This window comes from Vibrio sp. 2-Bac 85 (assembly GCF_037546705.1).
GTDB lineage: Bacteria > Pseudomonadota > Gammaproteobacteria > Enterobacterales > Psychromonadaceae > Psychromonas.
Map to the genome: position 1 here is coordinate 97,942 of NZ_JALAAB010000008.1, position 24,697 is coordinate 122,638.

The following is a 24,697-nucleotide window of genomic DNA, read 5'->3' on the forward strand; positions in this document are numbered from 1 at the left end:
GAGGTTACGGCCTCTTTTTTGTATGTTCGGATTAATAGTAATGATGCATTTTATTGTTTTTGGCTTAAGTTTGTTATTCCCCTCCGTTGGCGTTATTGCAAAGGAAAGTAATTCCGATGCAGAGTTAAGAACAGTGGGGTATACACTTGCCAATTATGAAGTCTGTGAGTTATTAGCAAAACAAAACAATGACCCAGTGATGGGTTTTTATTATGCGCAAATGCATCAGTTAAGTGATCTTGAATATCAAGGCTACACTGAAGGTAAATTGCAGGTAATTGAAAAAGAAAGAGCTAAAGCACTCTCTCTATTAAGGAAAGTGAGCAGCGCTAGTATGCTCCAGCTCTGCTCAAATAGGTTTGATCCTGTTTCTCGTCAGCATTATCAAATAAAATTATCTGAACAATAAAGTGAAGAGTAAGGCTGATATTAAGACAGTCAATAATTATTAGCTGTCAGTAGATATTTTGCCTGTATAATTAACTTACTTACTTTACTCTTCTTTAACTTCACCCCAGACAGCCGCAGGATCAACCATTGTTGATTTTTGCTCGGCAGACTCAGTTGCTTTCTTTTGTTTTGGTTTTACTTTTACGGCTTCAATTGCAGGCGTTTCTTCAGATTCTTTTTTTACTTCTGCTTTTTTAACTCGTATTATATTACCCGCTAATTTATATCCATTTAATTGTTTAATAGCAGCTTTTGCTTCACCTACTTTAGGCATTTCAACAAAAGCAAACCCCTTTGAAGCACCTGTTTCTTTATCTAATACCAGATTACAAGATTGTATATTACCGTGCTCTTTAAACAGGGACAGTAGTTTTTCTTCGGTGGTGGCTTTTGCTAGATTACGGACTAATAATTTCATTGGAACTCACTTAATTGGATAATTTCTCTTATTTTAGCAGGAAGTTAAATCGATTGCTGATTAAAGCGTAATGAATAAAGCTTATAGGCTATTTTTAATAAAAGGATGTAATAAAAAGGTGCGTATTCATTTCGTGTGATCAATTTTATTAGTTGAAATAGATGATTCAAGTAATAAACATTTTATTGTTCGACAATGCACCTGTTAGGTGAGTCTACGTGCAGAATGGCTGAATTTTTTGTTGATATTTACCTTTTATCACAGGCGCTATTATTTCGATGTTCCAGGATGAAAAAACGTTTTTATTGAACTAACTGTAGGCATAATAAAAATACATATTAACCCTAAGTTAACCTTGCAAAGATTATAATGGTGGACACCAGATCAGAATAATAGAAATGAAAGTCGTGATTATAGCAAGCAGTTAAGTTTACAGCTTCACTGTGCTGTATTGCTTCACTTATGTACTGTTGAGGTTATTTCAATTGAGATTGAAAGCCGACTTAACGGTATTATTTGAGCACTTTTTACAAACAGATTACACCTTATCAAAATACCCAATTATCTTTAATAAAAATTCAAGTGGAGAAAAAATTGAAACAAGTACAGCCAATTTTAGGGCGTAAAGGCACATTGCTATTTTTAGTCATCATTAGTGCTTTCCCTCCGCTAACGATGGACCTATATCTGCCCGCATTACCGCAGATGGTCGAGGTATTAAATACTAATCAATCGATGGTCAATTTAACGTTAAGTGCCTATTTTGTTACCTATGCAATAGGGTTACTCTTTTGGGGGCCTTTAAGTGAAAAATTTGGCCGTAAACCGATCCTATTAACCGGTATCATTATTTATATTATTGCCAGTGTGTTCTGTGGTTTGTCGGTTTCAGTTGAACATTTAATTTTTTCTCGTATTGTCCAAGCTTTTGGTGGTAGTGCTATCACAGTGGTCGCTACCGCGATTATTAAAGATCTTTATGATGGTAGAGAGCGCGAGAAAATAATGGCAACGATTATGTCATTAGTGATTATAGCTCCCATGGTTGCTCCAGTTTTGGGGGCATTTTTATTAAAAGTTGCATCTTGGCACATGATGTTTTATACGCTTGCTGCATTTGGTGTGTTTGCTACGTTTTTTGCATTATGTTATCGCGAAACACTTGCCACTCGATATACTGGCTCTGTATTGCGTTCATGGGGGCGTTTGGGAACAGTATTAAAAAATCCTCAATTTATTTCATTGTTAGCCATTTTTTCGATTGTACCAATGGCTCTAATGGCTTTTTTAGCCGCTGGTTCTTACATCTATATTAATGACTTTGGACTAACTGAGCAGGAATTTAGTTATGCATTTGCCTTTAATGCCTTTTTTGCTTCATTTGGACCGGTTATTTATATCAAGTTATCAAAAGTCATTAACGTACAAAAAATCATTACAGGTTGTTTTTTACTATTAACAGTTTGTGGCTGTGTAACTTACACCTACGGATATACTTCACCCTGGTTATTTGCTTTCTTAGCGGGACCTGCCACGTTATCTGTGATCATGATGAGAATACCTGGTACTAATCTTATGTTAGATCAACATGATAGCGATACTGGCTCGGTTGTCGCTATTATACAATTTTTAAGCATGATCTTTGGTGCATTGGGAATGACATTAGTATCGCTACGACCTGAGTCATTGATCGAAAATCTAGGCTTAATTCAATTAATTATTGGCCTGACAGGGGGAGGGCTTTGGTTATTGATAAAAAACCGTCCTCATGTTGCTGATAAGTTAGTTAAAGTAGCTGGTTAAGCCATTAATTATGCAGTTTATCTTTATGGCGGTATTGCTGTTATAGAGTAAGGGCGGCTAAAAGTGTTTTAGCCGCGATTCATATAAGGTGTTTATTGCAACTGCTTATCTGTGAGGGGTAATGTTTTGTGTAATTGAGCGATTAAAAGTGTCCTTTTGTTGTAAAATTGAACGTAATAGGAAATGAATTAGTTTTCTCAATTTGCTATAGTTCAGCGAAATTTACAAATCACTCATTTTCGCAAAATATAATTATGTACATAGCTATGCGCGTAACTGTGCATGTAGTTATCTACATATTAAGAGAAAACTAAAAATGGCAGACGCTAAGTTCTTAGAAGCCGTCAACTGTAGACGCACATTCGCAATCATATCTCACCCTGATGCTGGTAAAACAACGATCACAGAAAAAGTACTTTTATTCGGAAATGCGTTACAAAAAGCAGGAACAGTTAAAGGTAAAAAGTCTGGACAACATGCAAAATCTGACTGGATGGAGATGGAAAAAGACCGCGGTATTTCTATCACTACATCGGTAATGCAGTTTCCCTATGGCGGTGGCTTAGTTAACTTACTTGATACGCCTGGGCATGAAGATTTCTCTGAAGATACTTACCGTACGCTAACAGCAGTTGACTCATGTTTAATGGTTATTGATGCCGCAAAAGGTGTTGAGCAACGTACTATTAAATTAATGGAAGTAACCCGTTTACGTGATACACCAATTATCACTTTCATGAATAAATGTGACCGTGATACACGTGATCCCGTTGATTTAATGGATGAGGTTGAAGACGTACTTAATATTGCCTGTGCACCTATTACTTGGCCAATTGGCATGGGTAAAGAATTTAAAGGTGTTTACCATATATTACGTGATGAAGTTATTTTATATGAATCAGGGCAAGGCCATACTATCCAAGATGTTCGTATCATTAAAGGGTTGAATAACCCTGAAGTGGATAAAGCAATACCTAACCATGCTGATGATTTGCGTGAAGAGATGGAGTTAGTAATAGGGGCATCGAATGAATTTGATCAGGCTCTGTTCTTATCTGGTGAATTAACTCCTGTATATTTTGGTACGGCATTAGGTAACTTTGGTGTCGATCATGTCTTAGATGGTTTAGTTGAATGGGCTCCCAAGCCATTGCCAAGAGAAACAGTGCAACGTGTTGTAGAGCCTACGGAAGAAGCGTTTTCCGGTTTTATCTTTAAAATTCAAGCTAATATGGATCCGAAGCATCGTGACCGTATTGCATTTATGCGTATTTGCTCCGGTAAATATGAGAAAGGCATGAAAATGCACCACGTGCGTACCGGTAAAATGGTCAGCATTTCAGATGCGGTAACCTTTATGGCCGGTGACCGAGCTGCAGCGGAAGAATCATTTTCTGGTGATATTATTGGTTTACATAACCACGGTACCATTCAAATTGGCGATACATTTACCACTGGTGAAGATCTTAAATTTACTGGTATTCCAAACTTCGCGCCTGAAATGTTCCGTCGCATCCGTTTAAAAGATCCTTTAAAACAAAAACAATTGTTGAAAGGATTAATGCAATTATCTGAAGAGGGTGCTGTTCAAGTGTTCCGTCCATTACGTAGTAATGATTTGATCGTTGGTGCTGTTGGAGTATTGCAGTTCGAAGTGGTTGTACAGCGCTTAAAATCAGAATATAAAGTGGATGCTATTTACGAAGGTATTAGTGTTGCCACCGCATTATGGGTGGATTGCGAAAATCCAATTAAAATGGCTGAATTCGAGAAAAAAGCATTCGATAACTTAGCATTAGATGGCAGTAATAATTTAACTTACGTTGCACCAACAATGGTCAACTTAAATTTAGCGATTGAACGTTATCCGGATGTGCGTTTCCGTAAAACACGTGAACACTAATTAGATATTGTGTATTAGATACGTTTATTTAATATTGTTTATTAGGCCTTCTTCATTAGGTATTGTTAATTAGCTAATTGCTTTGGCAAAACTGAAAAGGTTTTATTCTAGATAAACTGATGCAGATAAACTGATGCAGATAAACTGATGCAGATAAACAGCTAATAGTCACAAAAATAAAGCGTCTCAGGGCGCTTTTTTCTTTTTATTCCTCCCTTCATATGTTGTTTATCTCCCTTTTAAATATCCTTACCCAGCCCTTCTGTAGACGGTGTCGTTATTTTTATATAAATTTTCTTTTCTGAGTTTATATCTCGACGTATTATAGAATAATGCCATGATCAATCATTGTAGGCCCTTACAGCAAGGTGGAATATGTTTATTGATAGTCATTGTCACTTTAATTTTGAACACTTTAAAGTTAATCGTAAATTACTTATGTTTGCACTTAATAATGCTCACATTAATAAACTCGTTATTCCTGGTACAGATGCGCAACGTTGGCCTGAAATTATCCAATTAACTGAGCAATATGAGGGGTTATATTTTGCGTTAGGGCTTCATCCTCATTTTTTAACTGATTTCGAACCACAACAACTTATACAACTTGAACACCTATTAACTAAAACGTGTCAACAATCAGGAAGTAAATGTGTTGCCCTAGGTGAAATTGGTCTAGATAAGCTCATTGATAGCGATTTAGCCTTACAAGAAAGCGTGTTCTTAGCGCAACTTGCCATTGCCCAGTCATTAAAGCTTCCGGTTATTTTACACGTCGTAAAAACACAATCCCGAGTACTGGACCTATTGAAACAGGTAAATTTTAGTTATGGAGGGGTTTACCATGCATTTTCAGGGAGCGCGGAAATAGCCAAAGAGTTCATTAAATTAGGTTTTAAGTTAGGTATCGGAGGTGTGATCACTTATCCGAGTGCTAAAAAAACCAGAAGTGCATTACAACAATTGCCTCTTTCAAGCCTAATATTAGAAACAGATGCCCCTGATATGCCTGTATATCAACAAATTGCGACAAATAACTCCCCTGCTAATTTACCGATCATCTTTAATGCACTTTGTGAACTACGTGAAGAGTCAGCAAGCGTGCTTGAACACCAACTTTATAATAACACCTTAAGCATTTTCTCTATAGACGATGACTAATGCTACTAACTAGCGTAAAATAGCCGCTTTTCTAAATACAGTTAGTGAAACATTGTTTCCAGAATAAGGTGATGGTTAATGACTCAATATCCAATGACAGCAAAAGGCGCTGATATTTTGCGTGCTGAATTAGAGCAATTAAAAACAGTAAAACGTCCTGAAATTGTTCACGCTATTGCTGAAGCCCGTGAACATGGTGATTTAAAAGAGAATGCTGAATACCATGCTGCGCGTGAGCAACAAGGGTTTTGTGAGGGCCGCATTCAAGATATCGAAGCAAAGTTATCAAATGCACAAATTATTGATGTAAGTAAAATTGCCAACAATGGTAAAGTTATTTTTGGTGCAACGGTAACGATTGTTAATGCAGAAACAGACGAAGAAGTTACGTATCAAATCGTTGGTGATGATGAATCTGATATTAAAAAGAACTTAATTTCAATCAACTCACCGATTGCACGTGGTTTAATTGGAAAAAGTGTGGATGATGAAATATCAATTACAACACCGGGTGGTGTGATTGATTATGATATTATCAAAGTTGATTATATTGCTTTGTAATAGATAATAAAAAGCCCAGATTATCTGGGCTTTTTATTAGAAAAATAGTATTAAACGTAAATTATTTACGTGGTAATTCTATTTTCTTAGCTTCACTTGGGCGGAATAAAACAACTATATGTCCAATTTTAGCAATCGCTAGTGATTCTGTTTCACGTACAATCGCATCGATAATAAGTTGTTTAGTTTCACGATCATCGGTCGCTATTTTTACTTTAATTAATTCATGGTGGCTAATAGCGTTTTCAATCTCAGCTAATACACCTTCGGTTAAGCCATTTTGTCCCAGTAATACAACTGGTTTTAAAGGATGAGCTAAACCTTTTAAAAATTGTTTCTGTTTGTTTGATAATTTCATGCAAATATCTTTCATTAAGGGTTGAAAACGGTTCATTCTACCCTTAAATATTAACCTTTACTATTTAGATTATTATTTATCCTAACTATTCATCCACTAAAGGAAGTAATTGTGGCAAAACCAGACAGTACAAATCGTCTTAAAAAGAGTGCATCGGGCAGTTCAAAGAGATGGATGCATGAGCATGTAAATGATTTTTATGTGAAAGAAGCTAATAAACAAGGTTTACGTTCACGTGCTGTTTTTAAATTGGATGAAATTAACGGTAAAGACAAACTTATCCGCTCTGGTATGACTGTGGTCGATTTAGGCGCAGCGCCGGGAAGTTGGTCACAATGGGCCGTAGATAAAGTGGGTTCAAAGGGAAAAGTAATTGCCTGTGATATATTACCAATGGATTCAATTGCAGGTGTTGATTTTTTACAAGGCGATTTTCGTGAAGAAGTGGTCTTAAATGCATTGCTAGAACGTATTGGTGATAATAAAGTTGATGTGGTGTTATCGGATATGGCACCAAATATGAGTGGTAACACTGGTATTGATCAACCAAAATCGATGTATTTAGTTGAGCTAGCATTAGAAATGTGCCGTGATGTACTTGTGAAAGACGGTAGTTTTATCGTTAAAGTATTTATGGGAGCAGAGTATGAATTCTATATTAACGAAGTGCGAAAACTATTTAAATCCGTCAAAACAAGAAAACCAGATTCTTCAAGAGCAAGATCGCGAGAAGTTTATTTAGTGGCGACTGGTTTTAAACTGTAGTAATCTGATTTAATATTATATTCTTTTCATTTTTAACATGAGGTTTACATCTTGAACGATATGGCAAAAAACCTGATATTGTGGTTAGTCATCGCAGTAGTCTTAATGTCTTTATTCCAAGGCTTTGGATCAGACGAAACAAAAAAATCACAAATCGACTACACCACTTTTAATAAAGAAGTAAGCCAAGGGCAGATCCAACAAGTACAAATTAATGGACAAGAAATTAAAGGTTTAAAAAGTAACCAAACTCCGTTTGTTACTTATATTCCTGCGCCAGATTTAGACTTAATGAATTACCTTATTAAAAATGATGTAAAAGTAGAAGGAACACCTCCAGAAGAAACTAGTTTCTTAGCGTCTATTTTTGTTTCGTGGTTCCCTATGCTGTTATTAATTGGTGTTTGGATCTTCTTTATGCGCAACATGCAAGGTGGCGGTAAAGGCGGCGCAATGTCATTTGGTAAGAGTAAAGCTAAATTGATGAGCGAAGACCAAATTAAAACAACATTTGCTGATGTCGCTGGTTGTGATGAAGCCAAAGAAGATGTTGTGGAGCTGGTCGATTACTTAAAAGATTCAACTAAATTCCAAAAATTAGGCGGACGTATTCCAACTGGGGTTTTATTAGTTGGTCCTCCTGGTACAGGTAAAACACTTTTAGCTAAAGCGATTGCTGGTGAAGCTAAAGTACCATTCTTCTCAATCTCAGGTTCTGATTTTGTTGAAATGTTTGTCGGTGTTGGTGCATCTCGTGTGCGTGACATGTTTGAACAAGCTAAAAAATCAGCACCTTGTATCATCTTTATCGATGAAATTGATGCAGTCGGTCGTGCTCGTGGTGCTGGTATGGGTGGTGGTAATGATGAACGTGAGCAAACATTAAACCAAATGCTAGTTGAAATGGATGGTTTCGAAGGTAATGAAGGTATTATTGTGGTTGCTGCGACGAACCGTCCAGATGTACTCGATGCAGCTTTATTACGTCCGGGTCGTTTTGACCGTCAAGTTGTTGTTGGTTTACCAGATGTACGTGGTCGTGAACAAATTCTAAAAGTGCATATGCGTAAAATACCGCTGGATGAAGATGTGAAAGCAACCGTCTTAGCGCGTGGTACACCTGGTTTCTCTGGTGCCGATTTAGCTAACTTAGTTAATGAAGCTGCATTGTTTGCTGCACGTGGTAACAAACGCACTGTGTCAAAAGAAGACTTTGAACAAGCGCGTGATAAAATATTAATGGGCTCTGAACGTCGTAGTTTGGTGATGACAGTTAAAGATAAAGAGTCAACTGCTTATCATGAAGCGGGACATGCAATCGTGGCTAAATTAGTACCACAGCATCATCCAATTCATAAAGTAACGATTATTCCTCGTGGACGTGCTTTAGGGGTAACTCAGTTCTTGCCTGAAGGCGATCAAATTTCTCAAAACAAAGATGAGTTAGAAAGTAGTATTTCGGTTGCCTATGGTGGTCGTATTGCTGAAGAGCTTATTTATGGCGCACAAAAAGTATCAACGGGTGCGTCACAGGATATTAAACAAGCCTCTGCTATTGCACGAGCAATGGTTACGGAGTGGGGTTTCTCTGAGAAATTAGGACCTATTCTATTAACAGGTGAACAAGGTAGCTTACGTTCTAATGTTGTCTCACATGAAACGGGTAAAGTGATTGATGATGAAGTAAAACTATTTATCGATACTAACTATAAACGCGCTTTCAAGTTATTAAGTGACAATATTGATATTTTACATGCAATGAAAGAAGCATTAATGAAATATGAGACTATCGATGCCAATCAAGTTGATGACTTAATGGCGCGTGTAACTGTTCGTCCTCCAAGTGATTGGGATGATGAAAAAGAAGTTGAGTCACTTAAAGAGAAAAAATCGACTATCGATATGGTTAAACCAGAGAAATCGACAATTGATATGGATAAGTCTGAAAAATCTAATATCAATATGGTTAGACCTGAGAAAAAGAAAGTAGATACTGAAAAAGATGTTGATCTTGAAAAACCTGCAGATGTTGAAAAACCAGAAACGGTGGAAACAACTGACACGGTAACTGATCAGGATAAAGACAATAAATAAAGTATTTATTGTCTCATTTCTCTAAAAAAACCTAAGCTTGCTTAGGTTTTTTTTAATCTTAATTCTGGCTAATAAAAGTACACTGTAATGATATTAACTAACGGTAAAAAAATACTTAACCTTGAATACCCCCAAATAATGGGTATTTTGAATGTCACACCGGATTCATTTTCCGATGGTGGACAGTATGCTCATATTGAACAAGCTGTTTCTCGTGCTAAAGAGATGATTGAGCAGGGGGCAACGATTATTGATATCGGCGGCGAATCAACGCGTCCTGGTGCAAGTGATGTTTTATTAAATGAAGAGCTAGAACGGGTTATTCCTGTCATTGATGCCATTAAAAAAGAACTTAATTGCTGGATTTCTGTTGATACTAGCAAAGCAAAAGTGATGACGGAAGCTGTCCAAGCGGGCGCTGATATCATCAACGATATACGGGCATTACGAGAAGAGGGAGCGTTAAAAGCTGCCGTTGATGCTGGAGTGCCTGTTTGCTTAATGCATATGCAAGGACAACCAAGAAGTATGCAAACAGCACCTGATTATCAAGATGTAGTTGCTGAAGTAAAAACATTTTTAATGGACCGCAGCAAGACCTGTATTGACGCTGGTATTAAGGCTGAAAATATTATTCTCGATTTAGGTTTTGGTTTTGGAAAGTCTTTACAGCATAATTTTGAATTGTTAAATGCTACGCAGGAATTTATGGCGCTAGGTTTTCCTGTGTTGACAGGCGTTTCTCGTAAATCAATGTTTGGACAGCTTTTAAATCGTGATATAAATGGGCGATTAGCAGGAAGCTTAGCTGGGGCAATGATTGCCATGCAGCAGGGTTCAAAAATAATTCGGGTTCATGATGTTGCTGAGACGGTTGATGTTATGAAAGTATTAAAGCAGATAAATACTTTTAATTAACTTATTGGTATTAGCCAATGACACCGATTAAATGCTCTATTTTACTGACTAACATTACTTGATTTGGTTGTAAGTTTTACAAGTGACTCAATCATTTGTATCAGTTTACACCTTAAACTAAGACTTTTAATGCAAAAAGTTAGAGTGCTTATTACTTGAATTCAAGATGCAATTACTATTACTTATTATAATAAGAGCTTTTCAATGAAGAAAAAATATTTTGGTACTGATGGTATTCGCGGCAAAGTTGGTGAATCTTTAATTACCCCTGAATTTGCATTAAAGCTAGGTTGGGCTGTTGGCCGAGTCTTAGCTAAATCTGGTAATAAAAAAGTATTAATTGGTAAAGATCCGCGAATTTCAGGTTATATGCTCGAAGCCGCACTCCAAGCAGGGCTTACTTCTGCAGGTGTTATTCCTGTTTTAATGGGGCCGATGCCTACCCCAGCTGTTGCTTACTTAACACATACTTTCCGTGCTACTGCTGGCATCGTAATTAGTGCTTCTCATAATCCATATTATGATAACGGTATTAAATTCTTCTCTGAGGAAGGACTTAAATTATCTGAAAAAGTAGAGTTAGAAATTGAAGCTGAAATTGATAAAGAATTAATTTGCGTCGATTGTAGCGAAATGGGGAAGGCTTATCGTATTAATGATGCGGCAGGTCGCTATATTGAGTTTTGTAAAAGTACTTTTCCTTCTCAGTATGATTTAAGTGGTCTTAAAATTGTTGTCGATTGTGCTAATGGCGCAACCTATCATATTGCTCCGTTAGTGATCAGTGAATTAGGTGCAGAAGTGATTACCATGGGCGTTCAGCCAAATGGTATTAATATTAATTTAAATTGCGGTGCTACTAGTATGGCTGCAATTGCTGAACGTGTGATCAACGAAAAAGCTGATTTTGGTATCGCATTTGATGGTGACGGCGATCGTGTGATGATGGTTGACCATACTGGGTATGTACTTGACGGCGATGAGATATTGTACATTATCGCACGCGATAAATTACGTAAAGGTACTTTAAATGGTGGGGCAGTGGGCACAATAATGTCCAACCTTGGTTTGGAGCAAGCATTAAAAACATTAGGTATTCCTTTCGATCGTTCTGATGTGGGTGATCGCCATGTCATGGAACTCATGAAAAAAAATGGTTGGAGTATTGGTTCAGAAATATCAGGTCATGTTATTTGCGCCGATTATTTAGCAACAGGTGATGGTATTGTTTCTGGTTTACAAGTGATCAGTGCGATGCAAGGTAGCCGAATGAATTTGCATGATTTACGACAAGGTATACGTAAATATCCTCAGATTGTTGAGAGTGTTCGCTATAATAATCAAATAGATCCGTTACAGGATAAAGACGTGTTAGAAGAACTGTCTCGTATCAAAGGGTTATTAGGCAACCGTGGTCGTGTCTTATTGAGAAAGTCAGGTACCGAGCCTGTATTTAGAGTTATGGTTGAAGCCGATGAAAGTGAAGAGCAAGTTATCGCTTATGCAAAATCATTAGCGAGTAAAGTAAAAATTTAAGTGGGTATACACAACTCAAAATAATAAAGTCTGTTTTAAATACTGTTAAAATAGAAAATGTTGATGCTTTTTTATGCGGTTTTGTAAAGAAGCACCAACAGTTATTAATTTGTATTAATATTCACTTGTGATCCGCACTTGCATTGGGTAGTATTCGTCCGCTTCTTTGTGAGAGCATAAAGTTTTAATAAGATAAATTAGGTAATATAAATATGTATGAAATACTGTTAGTTGTTTATTTAATTGTTTCAATTATTTTAGTTGGTTTTGTTTTAATCCAACAAGGTAAGGGAGCTGGCATGGGTGCATCATTTGGCTCTGGCGCTTCTAATACAGTATTTGGTGCAGGTGGTTCTGGTAACTTCATGACCCGTACTACGGGTATCTTAGCATTAGCATTTTTTGTATTAAGCTTAGTACTAGGTAACCTTTCTACGCATAAAGTATCTGTAAATGATGACTTTTCAAACCTAGCTGTTGAAGAAGTTGTAGAAGTACCTGTTGAAGTAGATACCTCGACTCAGATTCCTGAGTAATATTTTTAAAGCGGATATGGTGGAATTGGTAGACACGCAGCCTTGAGGGGGCTGTGGCTTAGGCCGTGAGAGTTCAAGTCTCTCTATCCGCACCAAACATTAGATTTTAGATTGCACTGAGATCACACTTTATATATAATGACCTCGTTTTCAGAGTGATAGAAAATAAAAAGTATTCTTACTTAGATAAAGTTTTAGTTTAGATGTTAATTAAACATTTAAATAATAGTTCGGACGCGAGATGGAGCTGTCATTTGGCTCGTCGGGCTCCTTCTTTATAAGAAAAGGCGAAGGTCGTAGGTTCAAATCCTGCTCTCGTAACAAGTGTTCTCACTTAGATAAAGTTTTAGTTTAAATGTTAATTAAACATTTAAATATCAGTTCGGACGCGAGATGGAGCAGTCTGGTAGCTCGTCGGGCTCATAACCCGAAGGTCGTAGGTTCAAATCCTGCTCTCGCAACCACATTTTAGTGTATGTTTTAAGGAAAGCTCATCGGGCTCAACTCTTAATAAAACACTGGCGAAGGTCGTAGGTTCAAATCCTGCTCTCGCAACCACATTTTAGTGTATGTTTTAAGAGAAGCTCATCGGGCTCAACTCTTAATAAAACACTGGCGAAGTTTGTAGGTTCAAATCCTGCTCTCGCAACCACATTTTAGTGTATGTTTTAAGGAAAGCTCGTCGGGCTCAACTCTTAATAAAACACTGGCGAAGGTCGTAGTTGTTAAATTGAACTCCCTGAACCACATTCGATATTGTAGTTTCCTATCGCAATATCTGTTTGATTCAATCAAACAAAACGAATGAAGCTCCAATTTATTGGGGCTTTTTTGTTATTTGCGTATTTGATTTTGTATTTAATACGTTTAACTGACAACTTATGTTTATCAAAAATAAACATAAGTTGTTATTTGAAATAGGGCTATATGCCCTTTTTTTGTTTCTGAAAGGGGATAGATTTGGCAAGTTTAGAAGAGCGTCTAACTGAAATGTTAGCGCCAAGTGTTGAAGATCTTGGCTATGAGTTAGTGGGCATTGAATACGTTCGTGCGGGTAAACACTCCACATTACGTGTTTATATTGACCAAGAAGAAGGTATTTTAGTAGATGACTGTGCAGCTGTAAGCCGCCAAGTCAGTGCTATTATGGATGTTGAAGATCCAATCACTAACGAATACACACTAGAAGTATCTTCTCCGGGATTAGAAAGACCACTATTTAATGCGGCACAATATGCTGCGTTTTTAGGTGAAGAAGTAAAAATACAACTACGTATGCCGATTCAAAATCGTCGTAGATGGAAAGGTGTGATCAGCAATGTCGATGGTGAAATCATTTGTATTGCAGTAGAGGGTAAAGAAGAGCGTTTTGCGCTGAGTAATATCCAAAAAGCGAACATAGTTCCGAAATTTGATTAATTAAGGCGTTAAAAATGAATAATAAAGAAATTTTATTGGTTGTTGAAGCTGTTTCAAATGAAAAAGGCTTACCAAGAGAAGCGATTTTTGAAGCATTGGAAAGTGCACTGGCTATTGCAACAAAGAAGAAGTACGAATTAGAAATTGAAGTGCGTGTTGACATTGATCGTGAAACTGGACATTTTGATACTTTCCGTCGTTGGTTAGTATTAGAGTCAGATGCTGAAATGGAAAATCCCGCAAAAGAGATGACTTTTGAAGCTGCTCAATATGATAGCCCTGAGATCCAAGTTGGCGAATTTATTGAAGATGAAATTGATTCTGTTACTTTTGACCGAATTACAACACAAACTGCAAAACAAGTTATCGTACAAAAAGTACGTGAAGCTGAGCGTGCACAAGTTGTTGCACAATATGCAGAAAAAGAAGGTGAATTAATCACTGGTGTTGTTAAACGTATGACACGTGATAGCATCTTATTAGATCTTGGTAACAATGCAGAAGCGGTTATTTTCCGTGATGAAATGCTACCTCGTGAAAATTTCCGTCCAGGTGACCGTTTACGTGGTTTGTTGTTTGCTGTTCGCCCTGAAGCTCGTGGCGCTCAATTGTTTATGACACGTACACAACCTGAAGTATTAGTTGAGTTGTTCCGCTTAGAAGTGCCAGAAATTGCGGAAGAGATGATCGACTTAATGGGTGCTGCTCGCGATCCTGGTTCACGTGCAAAAATTGCAGTGAAATCAAATGACCAACGTATCGACCCAATCGGTGCTTGCGTAGGTATGCGTGGCGCACGTGTACAAGCGGTTTCAAATGAGCTAGGCGGAGAGCGTGTTGATATTATCCTTTGGGATGAGAATCCAGCACAATTTGCAATCAATGCAATGGCGCCGGCTGAAGTAGCATCAATTGTTGTTGATGAAGATACACACAGCATGGATATTGCTGTAGAAGAAGAAAACTTAGCACAAGCAATTGGCCGTAATGGTCAAAATATTCGTTTAGCATCACAACTGACTGGTTGGGTATTAAATGTAATGACTGTAGCGGAATTAAAAACTAAGCATCAAGCTGAAGCGGATGGCGTAATTTCATTATTTACGTCAGCATTAGAGGTTGATGAAGACTTTGCTGGTGTATTAGTTGAAGAAGGTTTTAGTTCTCTAGAAGAAATTGCCTATGTTCCAGCTGATGAGTTACTAGCGATTGACGGTTTTGATGAAGAGATGGTTGAAGAGTTACGTACTCGAGCTAAAGATGTATTAGCGACAAAAGCACTTGCTGAAGAAGAAAGTTTAGAAGGTGCAAAACCAGCTGATGATTTATTAGCACTTGAAGGCTTAGAGCCGCACCTTGCATTTGTATTAGCAAGTAAAGGTGTAATTACGTTAGAAGACTTAGCAGAGCAAGCTGTTGATGATCTACTAGAGATTGAAAAACTAGATGCAGAAAAAGCAGCAGAGCTAATTATGGCTGCACGTAATATCTGTTGGTTTAGTGAAGATGCTTAATAGCGTCAGTATGGAGAAATAAATAATGTCAGAAATTCTATTAAAAGACCTCGCTAAAGACTTAAATAAATCTGAAGATACTTTAGTTAAACAGTTTGCCGATGCAGGTATAACTAAAAAAGCAAGTGATTCAGTGAGTGTTGAAGAAAAAGAAAAATTAACTACTTATTTGCAAAAGCAACACGGTGGCGAACAAAAACAAAAAATGACTTTACAACGTAAAACAAAAACAACGTTAAATGTTAAAGGTCAATCAAACGCTGTCAATGTTGAAGTGCGCAAAAAACGTACTTTTGTAAAGCGTAGTGATGAAGAAATTCAAGCTGAAAGAGCTGCTGAGCAAGCATTAAAAGTAGAGGCTGAAGCTAAAATTCAAGCTGAACTTGATGCTAAAAAAGAACAAGCTGAAAAAGTATTAGCTGAAAAAATGGCAGCTAAGAAAGAAGCCGAAGCAAAAGCAAAAGCTGCTGCAGTAGCAAATAAGCAAAAACAAGCCGCTGCTAAGTCAACTAAAACAGATGAACAGCTGCAACTTGAAAAAGAAGAAGCTGATCTGCAGAAGAAAGCAGAAACAGAAGCGCTAGCTAAAATTGAAAAAGAAGCGGTACTACAAGCTGAGAATGCTAAAAAACTAGCTGAAGAAAATGCTGCACGTTGGGCTAAAGAAGAAGCAGACCGTAAAGCCGCTGAAGGTGCAGATTACCATGTAACTACATCATCAGAAGCGCGTGCTGCAGAAGATTCAGTTGATGCTAAAGCGGAAGGTCCAACACACCGTAAAAAGAAAAAGAAAGCGGTTGCTGATAAACCACTTGAAACACCTTACTCACGTCGTAATAACCGTAATAATCGTCGTGGTAAAAAAGGTGCAACAGCAACGCCATCTGCATTACAACAAGCGTTTGAAAAACCAGCCGCTAAAGTTGAACGTGACGTTAAAATTGGTGAAACGATTACGGTTGCAGAACTAGCAAGTAAAATGGCTGTTAAAGCAACTGAAGTGATCAAGGTAATGATGAAGATGGGTGCTATGGCAACTATCAACCAAGTTATCGACCAAGAAACAGCGACTATTGTAGCTGAAGAAATGGGTCACAAAGTTATCCTAACGAAAGAAAATGAGTTAGAAGAATCAGTACTAGCTGAAGCACAACAAGGTGGTGAGAAAACATCTCGTGCGCCAGTTGTTACTATCATGGGGCACGTTGACCACGGTAAAACTTCATTACTAGATTACATTCGTCGCGCTAAAGTTGCTGACGGTGAAGCAGGTGGTATTACACAGCATATCGGTGCTTACCATGTAGATACTGATAAAGGTATGATTTCATTCCTAGATACTCCTGGACATGCGGCGTTTACGTCGATGCGTTCTCGTGGTGCTAAAGCAACGGATATCGTTGTACTAGTAGTAGCGGCGGATGATGGTGTTATGCCACAAACTATCGAAGCGATTCAACATGCCAAAGCTGCGGGTGTTCCGCTAATGGTTGCAGTGAATAAAATCGATAAAGAAGGTGCAGATTTTGACCGTGTTAAAACTGAACTTTCTCAACACGATGTTATTTCTGAAGAATGGGGTGGTGAAAATATCTTCTCATTCGTATCTGCGAAAGTAGGTACTGGTGTTGATGAATTATTAGATAGCATCTTACTACAAGCTGAAATGTTAGATTTGTCAGCTGTTTCAACGGGTCCTGCATCTGGTGTTGTTATTGAATCTCGTCTTGATAAAGGTCGTGGCCCAGTTGCATCTATTCTAGTACAGCAAGGCGAACTGAAACAGGGTGATATCGTACTTTGTGGTCTTGAATACGGACGTGTTCGAGCAATGCGTGATGAGAATGGTAATCCAATCGAATCTGCTGGTCCGTCTATTCCAGTTGAAGTTTTAGGTTTGTCTGGTGTTCCACAAGCGGGTGATGAAGCAACCGTTGTTAAAGATGAGAAAAAAGCACGAGAAGTTGCATTATACCGTCAAGGTAAATTCCGTGATATTAAACTTGCTCGTCAACAAAAAGCGAAACTTGAAAACATGTTCTCTAACATGGAATCTGGCGAAGTATCTGAGCTTAACTTAGTACTTAAAGCGGATGTACAAGGTTCACTTGAAGCAATCTGCGAGTCACTAAACAAACTATCTACTGATGAAGTTAAAGTTAACATTATCGGCCGTGGTGTTGGTGGTATTACTGAAACTGACGCTTCATTAGCATCAGCTTCTGGGGCAATCGTAATCGGCTTTAACGTTCGTGCTGATGCATCTGCGCGTAAGTTAATCGATAACGAAGCAGTTGAACTACGTTACTACAGTATTATCTACGACTTAATTGACGAAGTACGTGCTGCAATGAGTGGTTTATTAGCACCTGAGTTTAGACAAGAAATCACAGGTGTTGCTGATGTACGTGAAGTATTTAAATCTCCTAAGATCGGCGCAATCGCTGGTTGTATGGTGACAGAAGGTACTATTAAACGTAACAACCCAATTCGTGTACTACGTGAAAACGTGGTTATTTACGAAGGTGTACTTGAATCATTACGTCGCTTTAAAGATGACGCAACTGAAGTACGTAATGGTGTTGAATGTGGTATCGGTGTTAAGAACTACAACGATGTACGCGTAGGCGACCAAATAGAAGTATTTGAAATTATTGAAGTTAAACGTACTTTATAATTTCAATTTATAAATAATGATTAATAATGGGGGCTTTTGCCTCCATTCTCATTTAAAACAGCGCTTAATAAGTGCTGTGCTAGGAGTTAAAAATGGCAAAAGAATATAGCCGTGCTTCTCGAGTTTCTCAGCAAGTACAAAAAGAACTTGCTCGAATCTTACAACAAGAAGTGAAAGATCCACGCATTGGAATGGTGACTATTTCTGGTGTTGATATTACTCGTGACCTTGCTTATGCAACGGTATACGTGACCTTTTTTACTATCGGTGAACAGACAAACGATGAATCATTAAAGGGCTTAAATGCTGCTGCTGGTTATATCCGTCGTTTACTGGGTAAAGCAATGAAATTACGTATTGTTCCTGAAGTACGTTTTTGCTTTGACGAAACACTAACTGAAGGTTTACGTATTTCTGAATTAGTAAGCGGTGCAGTGAAAAACGATAAAGTTAAGCTTAAAGAAGCTGGCCGTGAAGAAGACGAGCTAGAAGCAACAGAAGAAGAGGAAGCGAAGTAATGGCAAAACGTGGAAAGGGTCGCCCGATCAATGGCATCGTATTATTAGATAAACCTACGGACATCAGTTCCAATCATGCATTACAACGTGTAAAACGAATTTTCTTTGCTCAAAAAGCAGGGCATACCGGTGCATTAGATCCACTAGCTACTGGTATGTTACCTGTTTGTTTAGGTGAAGCGACTAAGTTCTCGCAGTTCTTATTAGATTCAGATAAGCGTTATACCGTGACCGCTACTTTAGGTATTCGCACCGATACCAGTGACTCGCAAGGTGATGTGGTATGTGAAAAACCAGTTTCGGTAACGCAACAACAACTCGATACTGCATTAGATACTTTTCGTGGCGATATCATGCAAGTTCCTTCAATGTATTCAGCATTGAAATTTGAAGGAAAACCACTATATAAGTACGCACGTGAAGGTATTACGATTGATCGTCCTGCTCGTCCTATTACGGTTTATGAAATTAATCAGCTACGTTTCGAAGAAAATGAAATTGATCTTGATATTCATGTTAGTAAAGGTACCTACATTAGAACAATTGTAGATGACCTGGGGGAATTATTAGGTTGTGGCGCACATGTGTCGATGTTACGCCGTACACAGGTTGCAGACTATCCTTATGAACGCATGATCACTATTGATGAGCTAGAAGCGTTAATTGAGCAAGCTAAAGAAGAAGATGTTAGTCCTTATGACTTGTTGGATCCGCTATTGTTAGAAATGGATACTGCAGTTAAAAACTATCCTGAAGTTAATATTTCAGATGAGATGGGCGCTTATGTTTTACATGGCCAACCAGTACAAGTATTTGGTGCGCCAGATAATACGATTGTTAGGATCACTGTTGGTGAGCAGCATACTTTCATTGGTGTTGGTGAAATGAACGATGATGGTTTAATTGCACCGAAACGTTTAGCAAATTTAGATCTTTAAAATAAAGCTGAGATTTTTAAACAAAGCTCAGCATTTTAAATGAAATTTATATTGAAATAGATTGGCATAGTTAAGATGACTAAAATAGATTTTTCTCAAATAAATAAAACTGCCGCTGACTCTTTTAATCAGCAGCGTAATGTAATCAAGCGCCTTGCTAAGGGCAAAACAGTACTTTGCGAGCAATGCCAGCAACCGTTAACGTTGACTGTCATCAGTGAAGGCGAAAGTGGTGTGCAATGCATTAAAGGTTGTACCCTGATAAATTTAGAACTCGATAGTTAATCGGTCGAAAAAGGTAGGTTTTATGAGCTCAGAATTATATTTTATTTACGACTCTCATTGCCCATGGAGTTATGCTGCAACGCCTTTGGTTGTTGCTTTAACTGAAGCATTTCCTGAGATGGAATTACATGCTTGGCATTGTGCTAATTACGATGGTGGTAATAGCGTTGGCTTTAATACCATTAAAGCGGTTGAGAGAGAAAGTGATGTGACTTTTTCACAGGAATATGTGCGTTTTGCGGATAGCCCTAAAAATAGTATTATCAGCGCGAATCTATTAACTTGGATTGCAACTAAACAGTCAGACAAGTTTTTACCCGTTTTACAAGCTTTACAACATGAACACTTTGTTAGCGGTAACTCTTTAGGTAAAAAGATAGACTTTAATGAGTTAGCTGAAGATCTTAAGTTATCAATTCCAAACAAAGTATTTAAAGAAGAATTAAGCAAAGATGCGATGTTTGTGCAATCTGAAATTATTGATCTACAAGCTTTTATGGGAACAGCTGCTTTCCCCGCATTGTTATTAGTACATAATGACAACGCCGTATTATTGAATCATGCTCAATATATTGGTGCGCCTGAAAGCATTGTGGCTGATGTAGAAAAACAACTGAAAGACTAAACCTTTTATTTATAAATACTGCTGGTTTTATAGATACTAATGGTTCTATAAATAGTCTACTGGTTTTATCTAAGTGAAATAATGGATCGCATTATTTCACTTTCTAATCCTCAATTTCTTTTTTCAACGTTTCTTTTCTGTATTTACTGTATTTCTAATAAGTTATACGGTGAAATGACAGAACTCACTATTTCTTTTTTTAATCGTAAATTTCCCCTTTGATAACAGTTCTTTCCTGTATTTATTGCACTCCTGATAAGCTATGCGCATACTAGAATTCCTTTTAATATTTGTGTTGAGATTCGAATATGGCTGATAGTTTCTTACTTTTTGATATCGAGCAAAAAGATCAGTTAGCTGAGCATTTGTTACCTTTTTTTAAACAAGCCATTTTACCTCGAGCTTGGGATGAAGGTGATATTCACTTCAGCGCAGGTAGTCGTGTTTATGCGTACCTTAACGATCAGCAAGCACCCGCTGTTATAGAGGCTGCGATAGAAGGTGGATGGCACCTTGCTATTTTACCTCACCCTGATTCTCGTTATGCGAAACGTGGGTTTTGTGCTCATCGTAACCTTGAAAAAGCGATTCAAGAAGCTGAGTTAAGTAGCCCTGAACAAGTTGATATTGTACGTTGTAATGGCAATATTTTGCTTTCATCTCTGGTGATTGGTGAAAGTTTTAATTTATTACCAAGTGTTAAAATATTAGACTTTGTAGAAAGAGCTAAATTAGCTTGGCAGAACGTTGCTAAAATTCGCCAAGCTTGCCCTCAAAAAATATCCTTTAGCACAGAAAATGAAACTAATTTTACTACTGCGGCATTAGGTGTTGTTGTGACTGCGCACGTGCACGGCTCATGGTTAGCTAAAAGCATATTACCCAATAGTCACATTAATGATGGAATGTGCCACGCTATGATTATTGCCCCGCGCAGTATCATGGAGTTATTACGATTTTTTGTCGTTTCCACCTTAGGCAGACACTATAGCTTACCCAGCTTTTTAGGATTATTAAAAACCAAACAATTAGAAATTAAAAACGATCAGCAATTAACCTATCAATTGGATGGACAAGAGCAACAATCCGATTCGTTATTAGTGACCATTGATCATCACGTATTAACCTTATTAGCGGGTGAAGAGTTACCAATAATAGACACCACAAGTGCGCAAAAAGAACAGATCAAAATAGAAAGATTACCCGCCGGTGAAGCAGTAATGCAAATAGCGGGAAAAACACTAGCATTTGTTGGACATGCTGCAACGGAAGAATTTAAAGAGTTGTATCAATTATTGCGTGACAACGCGACAACCACCACTGCATTCCTGACTTTGATGGCGTTATCGACTTTATTAGCCAGTGTGGGGTTATTTGCAAGCTCAGCACCAGTTATTATCGGTGCGATGATCCTTGCCCCGTTAATGGCGCCTATTATTTCACTATCGATGGCACTGGCCAGACAAGACCCTTCTCTACTGACTGCCAGTGCCACTACTTTGTGTATCGGTATATTGGTGTCCTTGGGGTTTTCCTCCTTTGCTAGCTTTATTATTCCAATGGAAATTGTGACCCCTGAAATTGCCGCCAGGCTAAGCCCAAGTTTATTAGATCTGGGTGTTGCTGTTATTTCAGGTATTGCAGGCGCCTACGCACATGCGCGCGTTGATGCGGCTAAAAGTCTTGCTGGTGTCGCTATCGCTGTGGCACTAGTTCCGCCACTTGCTGTGACTGGCATAGGTATTGGCTGGTTAGACTTACATGTGGCTTGGGGAGCGCTATTGTTGTTCCTGACTAACTTGGCAGGCATTGTGTTTGCTGCCGCTCTGACCTTTTTAGCATTAGGTTTTGCTCCCTTTACCCGAGCCAAAAAAGGTTTAACGATTGCTTTTATAGGCGTTGCATTAGTTTCTATTCCATTGATTTTTAGTTTTATGCGTTTATCCGATGAAGCCGCTATTATGCAACAGCTTGAAGGTAAAAAAATAGGTGAAGTAGTGATTAGAGAAGTGCATGCAAGAGCACTTCAACCAGTAGAAATATCGGTTAAATTAATGACCCCAACTACCTTAACTACTGCGAAGTTAGATTTGATTAAACAAACCATTGAATCACAGCTACAACAAAAAGTTATCCTTGAAGCACAAGTTATTATTCGTCGATGAGTGTTAATTAAAAAATAGCAGCCTCTTTACCTAAAAATGGCTTATTGGTAGTTGCTGGCGATAATTGCTAGCAGTAATTACTGATCAGCCATTGATTTTTCTCATCAAAAAAGTATTGAAAATGCTATGCTTACTCTTTTTTTAATCACTCACTGCGTATTGTTTTATGTATCAACTTCGTCCTTATCAACAAGATGCCGTTAATGCCACACTGCATTATTTTCGTCGTCATAGTTCCCCTGCCGTTTTAGCACTTTCGACTGGTGCAGGTAAAAGCCTGATCATCGCGGAGCTTGCCAGAATAGCGAAAGGTAGAGTGTTAGTACTCGCTCACGTTAAAGAGTTAGTTGAACAAAATCATGCTAAATATGAAAGTTATGGCGTGAAAGCATCTATTTTTTCTGCAGGGTTAGGGCGTAAAGAAACATCCCAACAAGTCGTCTTTGCCTCGGTACAGTCTATCGTAAACAACCTTGATCTGTTTGCAGATGCCTTTTCATTGTTAGTGATAGACGAGTGTCATCGTGTACCCATGCAAGGTGATTCTAGTTACCAAAAAGTGATTAAACACTTACAGGCTATCAACCCAAATTTAAAGGTTTTAGGATTAACAGCAACACCGTATCGTCTAGGTTTAGGTTGGATTTATCAATATCATACCCGCGGCCAAGTGCGCAGTGAAGAAGCACGGTTTTTCCGTGATTGCATTTTTGATTTGCCAATTCGATTTTTATTAGATGAGCATTTTTTAACTGAGCCAAAAGTGATGGATATGGCTGTGCTCAGCTATGATTTTTCGCAAATTTCTCCGGCTAATACGGGAGCTTATAAAGAAGCTGATTTAAATAAAGTAATAGAAAAGTCGGGCCGAGCTACGCCTGAAATTATCAAGTCAGTTATTACTCACGCTCAAGACCGTCAAGGTGTGATGATATTTGCTTCAACAGTTAAACATGCACAAGAAATTTTAGGTTATTTACAAGGTGAAAGTGCGGCATTAATTATTGGTGATACCGCAAGTAAAGATCGCGATCAAATTATTCAAAACTTTAAAAATAAAAAAATTAAATACTTAGTTAATGTATCGGTCTTAACCACTGGTTTTGATGCTCCACACGTTGATTTAATCGCTATTTTGCGTCCCACTGAGTCGATCAGTTTATACCAACAAATAGTAGGCCGAGGGTTACGTTTATCCGAGGGTAAAAAAGATTGTTTAGTGATGGAGTTTGCTGGTAATTGTTATGACTTGTATCAACCAGAAGTGGGGCAAGAAAAACCAGAAAGTGGCAGTGAAATAGTGAGTATTCCATGTCCAGCTTGCCAGTTTACTAATAACTTTTGGGGTAAGGTGGATACTGCCGGTTTTGTAATTGAACATTATGGTCGTAAATGCCAGGGGTATTCGTTAAAAATTACCGAAGATGATGATGGCAATAAGTTTGAGCAACGCGTGCATTGTAACTATCGTTTTCGGGCTAAGTTTTGTGATCAATGTGGAATGGATAATGATATTGCAGCACGCGTTTGTGGGCATTGTGAAGCTGTATTGGTTGACCCCGATAAAAAGTTAAGAGAAGCATTAAAATTGAAAGATGCGATGATTATTCGTTGTGATGATATGGCGCTTACTGCTAGCAAGAATAAACATGGGAAAAACCAATTAAAGGTTACCTATAGCGGCGGCCAAGGACAAATAAGTGAAGTGTGGCAATTAACCACTGCAAAGCAAAAAGCACAATTTTTACAACGCTTTATTCAACCACACTTAATTGATCGTTTTCGCCCTTTTACTCACTCATCAGTGACTAAAGTGATGCTTAATGAACACCGATTACAAGCACCTGAAATAGTCATTGCTAATAAAGTCGGGCGATTTTGGCAGGTCAGAGATAAGTTGTTTAATATTGAGCAATTTCCCAAAGCTGTAGAAGTATTAGCCCAGTTGCAACCTGAATAGAGTTAGAGAGCTATACATCGGCAGTTAAACATAACCAGTTATATAGTTAGCGATATAAATACTACATATAACCAGCATAAATAGTTAAATTGA

20 protein-coding genes, 2 tRNA genes and 2 pseudogenes are annotated in these 24,697 nt (G+C 37.9%); 22 read left to right on the forward strand and 2 right to left on the reverse strand.

The features are described 5' to 3' along the window. Positions 1–40: 40 nt before the first annotated feature. Positions 41–409 (forward strand): hypothetical protein, encoded by a 369-nt coding sequence (locus MT390_RS10500; RefSeq protein WP_499441029.1) that lies wholly within the window; start codon positions 41–43, stop codon positions 407–409. A gap of 228 nt (positions 410–637) precedes the next feature. Here MT390_RS10500 and MT390_RS10505 read toward each other — a convergent pair. Continuing rightward, positions 638–868, reverse strand: a pseudogene (locus tag MT390_RS10505) (RNA recognition motif domain-containing protein); the annotation flags it as partial. A gap of 594 nt (positions 869–1,462) precedes the next feature. On the opposite strand from MT390_RS10505, the gene MT390_RS10510 reads away from it, so the two are divergent. The 4 genes from MT390_RS10510 (at position 1,463) to greA (ending at position 6,296) form a co-directional block, all read left to right on the forward strand. After that, positions 1,463–2,671 (forward strand): multidrug effflux MFS transporter, encoded by a 1,209-nt coding sequence (locus MT390_RS10510; protein WP_499441030.1) that lies wholly within the window; start codon positions 1,463–1,465, stop codon positions 2,669–2,671. Positions 2,672–2,987: 316 nt separating this feature from the next. Further along, on the forward strand, positions 2,988–4,574 hold the full coding sequence (prfC, locus tag MT390_RS10515) for a peptide chain release factor 3 (RefSeq protein WP_299665277.1): 1,587 nt from the start codon (positions 2,988–2,990) through the stop codon (positions 4,572–4,574). Between the two features lie 375 nt (positions 4,575–4,949). After that, a complete protein-coding gene (locus MT390_RS10520) occupies positions 4,950–5,735 on the forward strand; it encodes a TatD family hydrolase (protein ID WP_499441032.1) in 786 nt (261 codons plus the stop codon). 78 nt (positions 5,736–5,813) lie between these two features. Continuing rightward, a complete protein-coding gene (gene greA / locus MT390_RS10525) occupies positions 5,814–6,296 on the forward strand; it encodes a transcription elongation factor GreA (RefSeq protein WP_028867983.1) in 483 nt (160 codons plus the stop codon). A gap of 61 nt (positions 6,297–6,357) precedes the next feature. Here greA and yhbY read toward each other — a convergent pair whose 3' ends face one another. After that, entirely contained in the window at positions 6,358–6,654 is a 297-nt protein-coding gene (gene yhbY, locus MT390_RS10530) for a ribosome assembly RNA-binding protein YhbY (RefSeq protein WP_028867984.1), read from the reverse strand. A 111-nt stretch (positions 6,655–6,765) separates the two neighbouring features. On the opposite strand from yhbY, the gene rlmE reads away from it, so the two are divergent. From rlmE to radD, 17 genes and pseudogenes are all read left to right on the forward strand, one after another. After that, complete coding sequence (rlmE, locus tag MT390_RS10535) at positions 6,766–7,419, forward strand: 23S rRNA (uridine(2552)-2'-O)-methyltransferase RlmE (RefSeq protein WP_166371605.1); 654 nt, start codon at positions 6,766–6,768, stop codon at positions 7,417–7,419. Between the two features lie 60 nt (positions 7,420–7,479). Beyond that, positions 7,480–9,513 carry an ATP-dependent zinc metalloprotease FtsH gene (ftsH, locus tag MT390_RS10540; RefSeq protein ID WP_166371668.1) on the forward strand — a complete coding sequence of 678 codons (2,034 nt, stop codon included), beginning with the start codon at positions 7,480–7,482 and terminating at the stop codon, positions 9,511–9,513. Positions 9,514–9,600: 87 nt separating this feature from the next. Then, positions 9,601–10,431, forward strand: a complete 831-nt coding sequence (gene folP, locus MT390_RS10545) for a dihydropteroate synthase (RefSeq protein ID WP_166371606.1) — start codon at positions 9,601–9,603, stop codon at positions 10,429–10,431. 204 nt (positions 10,432–10,635) lie between these two features. After that, positions 10,636–11,967 (forward strand): phosphoglucosamine mutase, encoded by a 1,332-nt coding sequence (gene glmM, locus MT390_RS10550; protein WP_499441034.1) that lies wholly within the window; start codon positions 10,636–10,638, stop codon positions 11,965–11,967. A gap of 212 nt (positions 11,968–12,179) precedes the next feature. Further along, complete coding sequence (secG, locus tag MT390_RS10555) at positions 12,180–12,503, forward strand: preprotein translocase subunit SecG (RefSeq protein WP_166371608.1); 324 nt, start codon at positions 12,180–12,182, stop codon at positions 12,501–12,503. Positions 12,504–12,513: 10 nt separating this feature from the next. After that, positions 12,514–12,598: transfer RNA gene (locus MT390_RS10560), tRNA-Leu, on the forward strand. Between the two features lie 140 nt (positions 12,599–12,738). Then, positions 12,739–12,824, forward strand: a pseudogene (locus tag MT390_RS10565). Between the two features lie 66 nt (positions 12,825–12,890). Next, a tRNA-Met gene (locus tag MT390_RS10570) sits at positions 12,891–12,967 on the forward strand. Between the two features lie 496 nt (positions 12,968–13,463). Next, a complete protein-coding gene (gene rimP, locus MT390_RS10575) occupies positions 13,464–13,922 on the forward strand; it encodes a ribosome maturation factor RimP (protein ID WP_166371609.1) in 459 nt (152 codons plus the stop codon). A gap of 14 nt (positions 13,923–13,936) precedes the next feature. Then, a complete protein-coding gene (gene nusA, locus MT390_RS10580) occupies positions 13,937–15,436 on the forward strand; it encodes a transcription termination factor NusA (protein ID WP_166371610.1) in 1,500 nt (499 codons plus the stop codon). A 25-nt stretch (positions 15,437–15,461) separates the two neighbouring features. Then, a complete protein-coding gene (infB, locus tag MT390_RS10585; RefSeq protein WP_166371611.1) occupies positions 15,462–18,113 on the forward strand; it encodes a translation initiation factor IF-2 in 2,652 nt (883 codons plus the stop codon). 92 nt (positions 18,114–18,205) lie between these two features. Next, positions 18,206–18,631, forward strand: a complete 426-nt coding sequence (gene rbfA / locus MT390_RS10590; RefSeq protein ID WP_028867992.1) for a 30S ribosome-binding factor RbfA — start codon at positions 18,206–18,208, stop codon at positions 18,629–18,631. Beyond that, positions 18,631–19,569 carry a tRNA pseudouridine(55) synthase TruB gene (gene truB / locus MT390_RS10595; protein ID WP_166371612.1) on the forward strand — a complete coding sequence of 313 codons (939 nt, stop codon included), beginning with the start codon at positions 18,631–18,633 and terminating at the stop codon, positions 19,567–19,569. The genes rbfA and truB overlap by 1 nt, the downstream gene beginning before the upstream one ends. 75 nt (positions 19,570–19,644) lie before the next feature. Continuing rightward, positions 19,645–19,854: a hypothetical protein gene (locus MT390_RS10600; protein WP_499441035.1), complete on the forward strand. Its 210-nt coding sequence runs from the start codon at positions 19,645–19,647 to the stop codon at positions 19,852–19,854. A gap of 22 nt (positions 19,855–19,876) precedes the next feature. After that, positions 19,877–20,479, forward strand: a complete 603-nt coding sequence (locus MT390_RS10605) for a hypothetical protein (RefSeq protein WP_499441037.1) — start codon at positions 19,877–19,879, stop codon at positions 20,477–20,479. 308 nt (positions 20,480–20,787) lie between these two features. Then, a complete protein-coding gene (locus tag MT390_RS10610) occupies positions 20,788–22,644 on the forward strand; it encodes a TIGR00341 family protein (protein WP_499441039.1) in 1,857 nt (618 codons plus the stop codon). Positions 22,645–22,810: 166 nt separating this feature from the next. Next, positions 22,811–24,604, forward strand: a complete 1,794-nt coding sequence (gene radD / locus MT390_RS10615; protein WP_499441041.1) for a DNA repair helicase RadD — start codon at positions 22,811–22,813, stop codon at positions 24,602–24,604. Positions 24,605–24,697: the final 93 nt, after the last annotated feature.

What these genes read in the sequence shown, in the direction of transcription:
- radD (WP_499441041.1), top strand. Translation starts at nt 22,811, where the DNA reads ATGTATCAACTTCGTCCTTATCAACAAGATGCCGTTAATGCCACACTG.
- truB (WP_166371612.1), top strand. Translation starts at nt 18,631, where the DNA reads ATGGCAAAACGTGGAAAGGGTCGCCCGATCAATGGCATCGTATTATTA.
- yhbY (WP_028867984.1), bottom strand. Translation starts at nt 6,654, where the DNA reads ATGAAATTATCAAACAAACAGAAACAATTTTTAAAAGGTTTAGCTCAT.
- MT390_RS10610 (WP_499441039.1), top strand. Translation starts at nt 20,788, where the DNA reads ATGGCTGATAGTTTCTTACTTTTTGATATCGAGCAAAAAGATCAGTTA.
- MT390_RS10605 (WP_499441037.1), top strand. Translation starts at nt 19,877, where the DNA reads ATGAGCTCAGAATTATATTTTATTTACGACTCTCATTGCCCATGGAGT.
- MT390_RS10500 (WP_499441029.1), top strand. Translation starts at nt 41, where the DNA reads ATGATGCATTTTATTGTTTTTGGCTTAAGTTTGTTATTCCCCTCCGTT.
- ftsH (WP_166371668.1), top strand. Translation starts at nt 7,480, where the DNA reads ATGGCAAAAAACCTGATATTGTGGTTAGTCATCGCAGTAGTCTTAATG.
- prfC (WP_299665277.1), top strand. Translation starts at nt 2,988, where the DNA reads ATGGCAGACGCTAAGTTCTTAGAAGCCGTCAACTGTAGACGCACATTC.
- MT390_RS10520 (WP_499441032.1), top strand. Translation starts at nt 4,950, where the DNA reads ATGTTTATTGATAGTCATTGTCACTTTAATTTTGAACACTTTAAAGTT.
- folP (WP_166371606.1), top strand. Translation starts at nt 9,601, where the DNA reads ATGATATTAACTAACGGTAAAAAAATACTTAACCTTGAATACCCCCAA.
- nusA (WP_166371610.1), top strand. Translation starts at nt 13,937, where the DNA reads ATGAATAATAAAGAAATTTTATTGGTTGTTGAAGCTGTTTCAAATGAA.
- secG (WP_166371608.1), top strand. Translation starts at nt 12,180, where the DNA reads ATGTATGAAATACTGTTAGTTGTTTATTTAATTGTTTCAATTATTTTA.
- rbfA (WP_028867992.1), top strand. Translation starts at nt 18,206, where the DNA reads ATGGCAAAAGAATATAGCCGTGCTTCTCGAGTTTCTCAGCAAGTACAA.
- infB (WP_166371611.1), top strand. Translation starts at nt 15,462, where the DNA reads ATGTCAGAAATTCTATTAAAAGACCTCGCTAAAGACTTAAATAAATCT.
- MT390_RS10600 (WP_499441035.1), top strand. Translation starts at nt 19,645, where the DNA reads ATGACTAAAATAGATTTTTCTCAAATAAATAAAACTGCCGCTGACTCT.
- greA (WP_028867983.1), top strand. Translation starts at nt 5,814, where the DNA reads ATGACTCAATATCCAATGACAGCAAAAGGCGCTGATATTTTGCGTGCT.
- glmM (WP_499441034.1), top strand. Translation starts at nt 10,636, where the DNA reads ATGAAGAAAAAATATTTTGGTACTGATGGTATTCGCGGCAAAGTTGGT.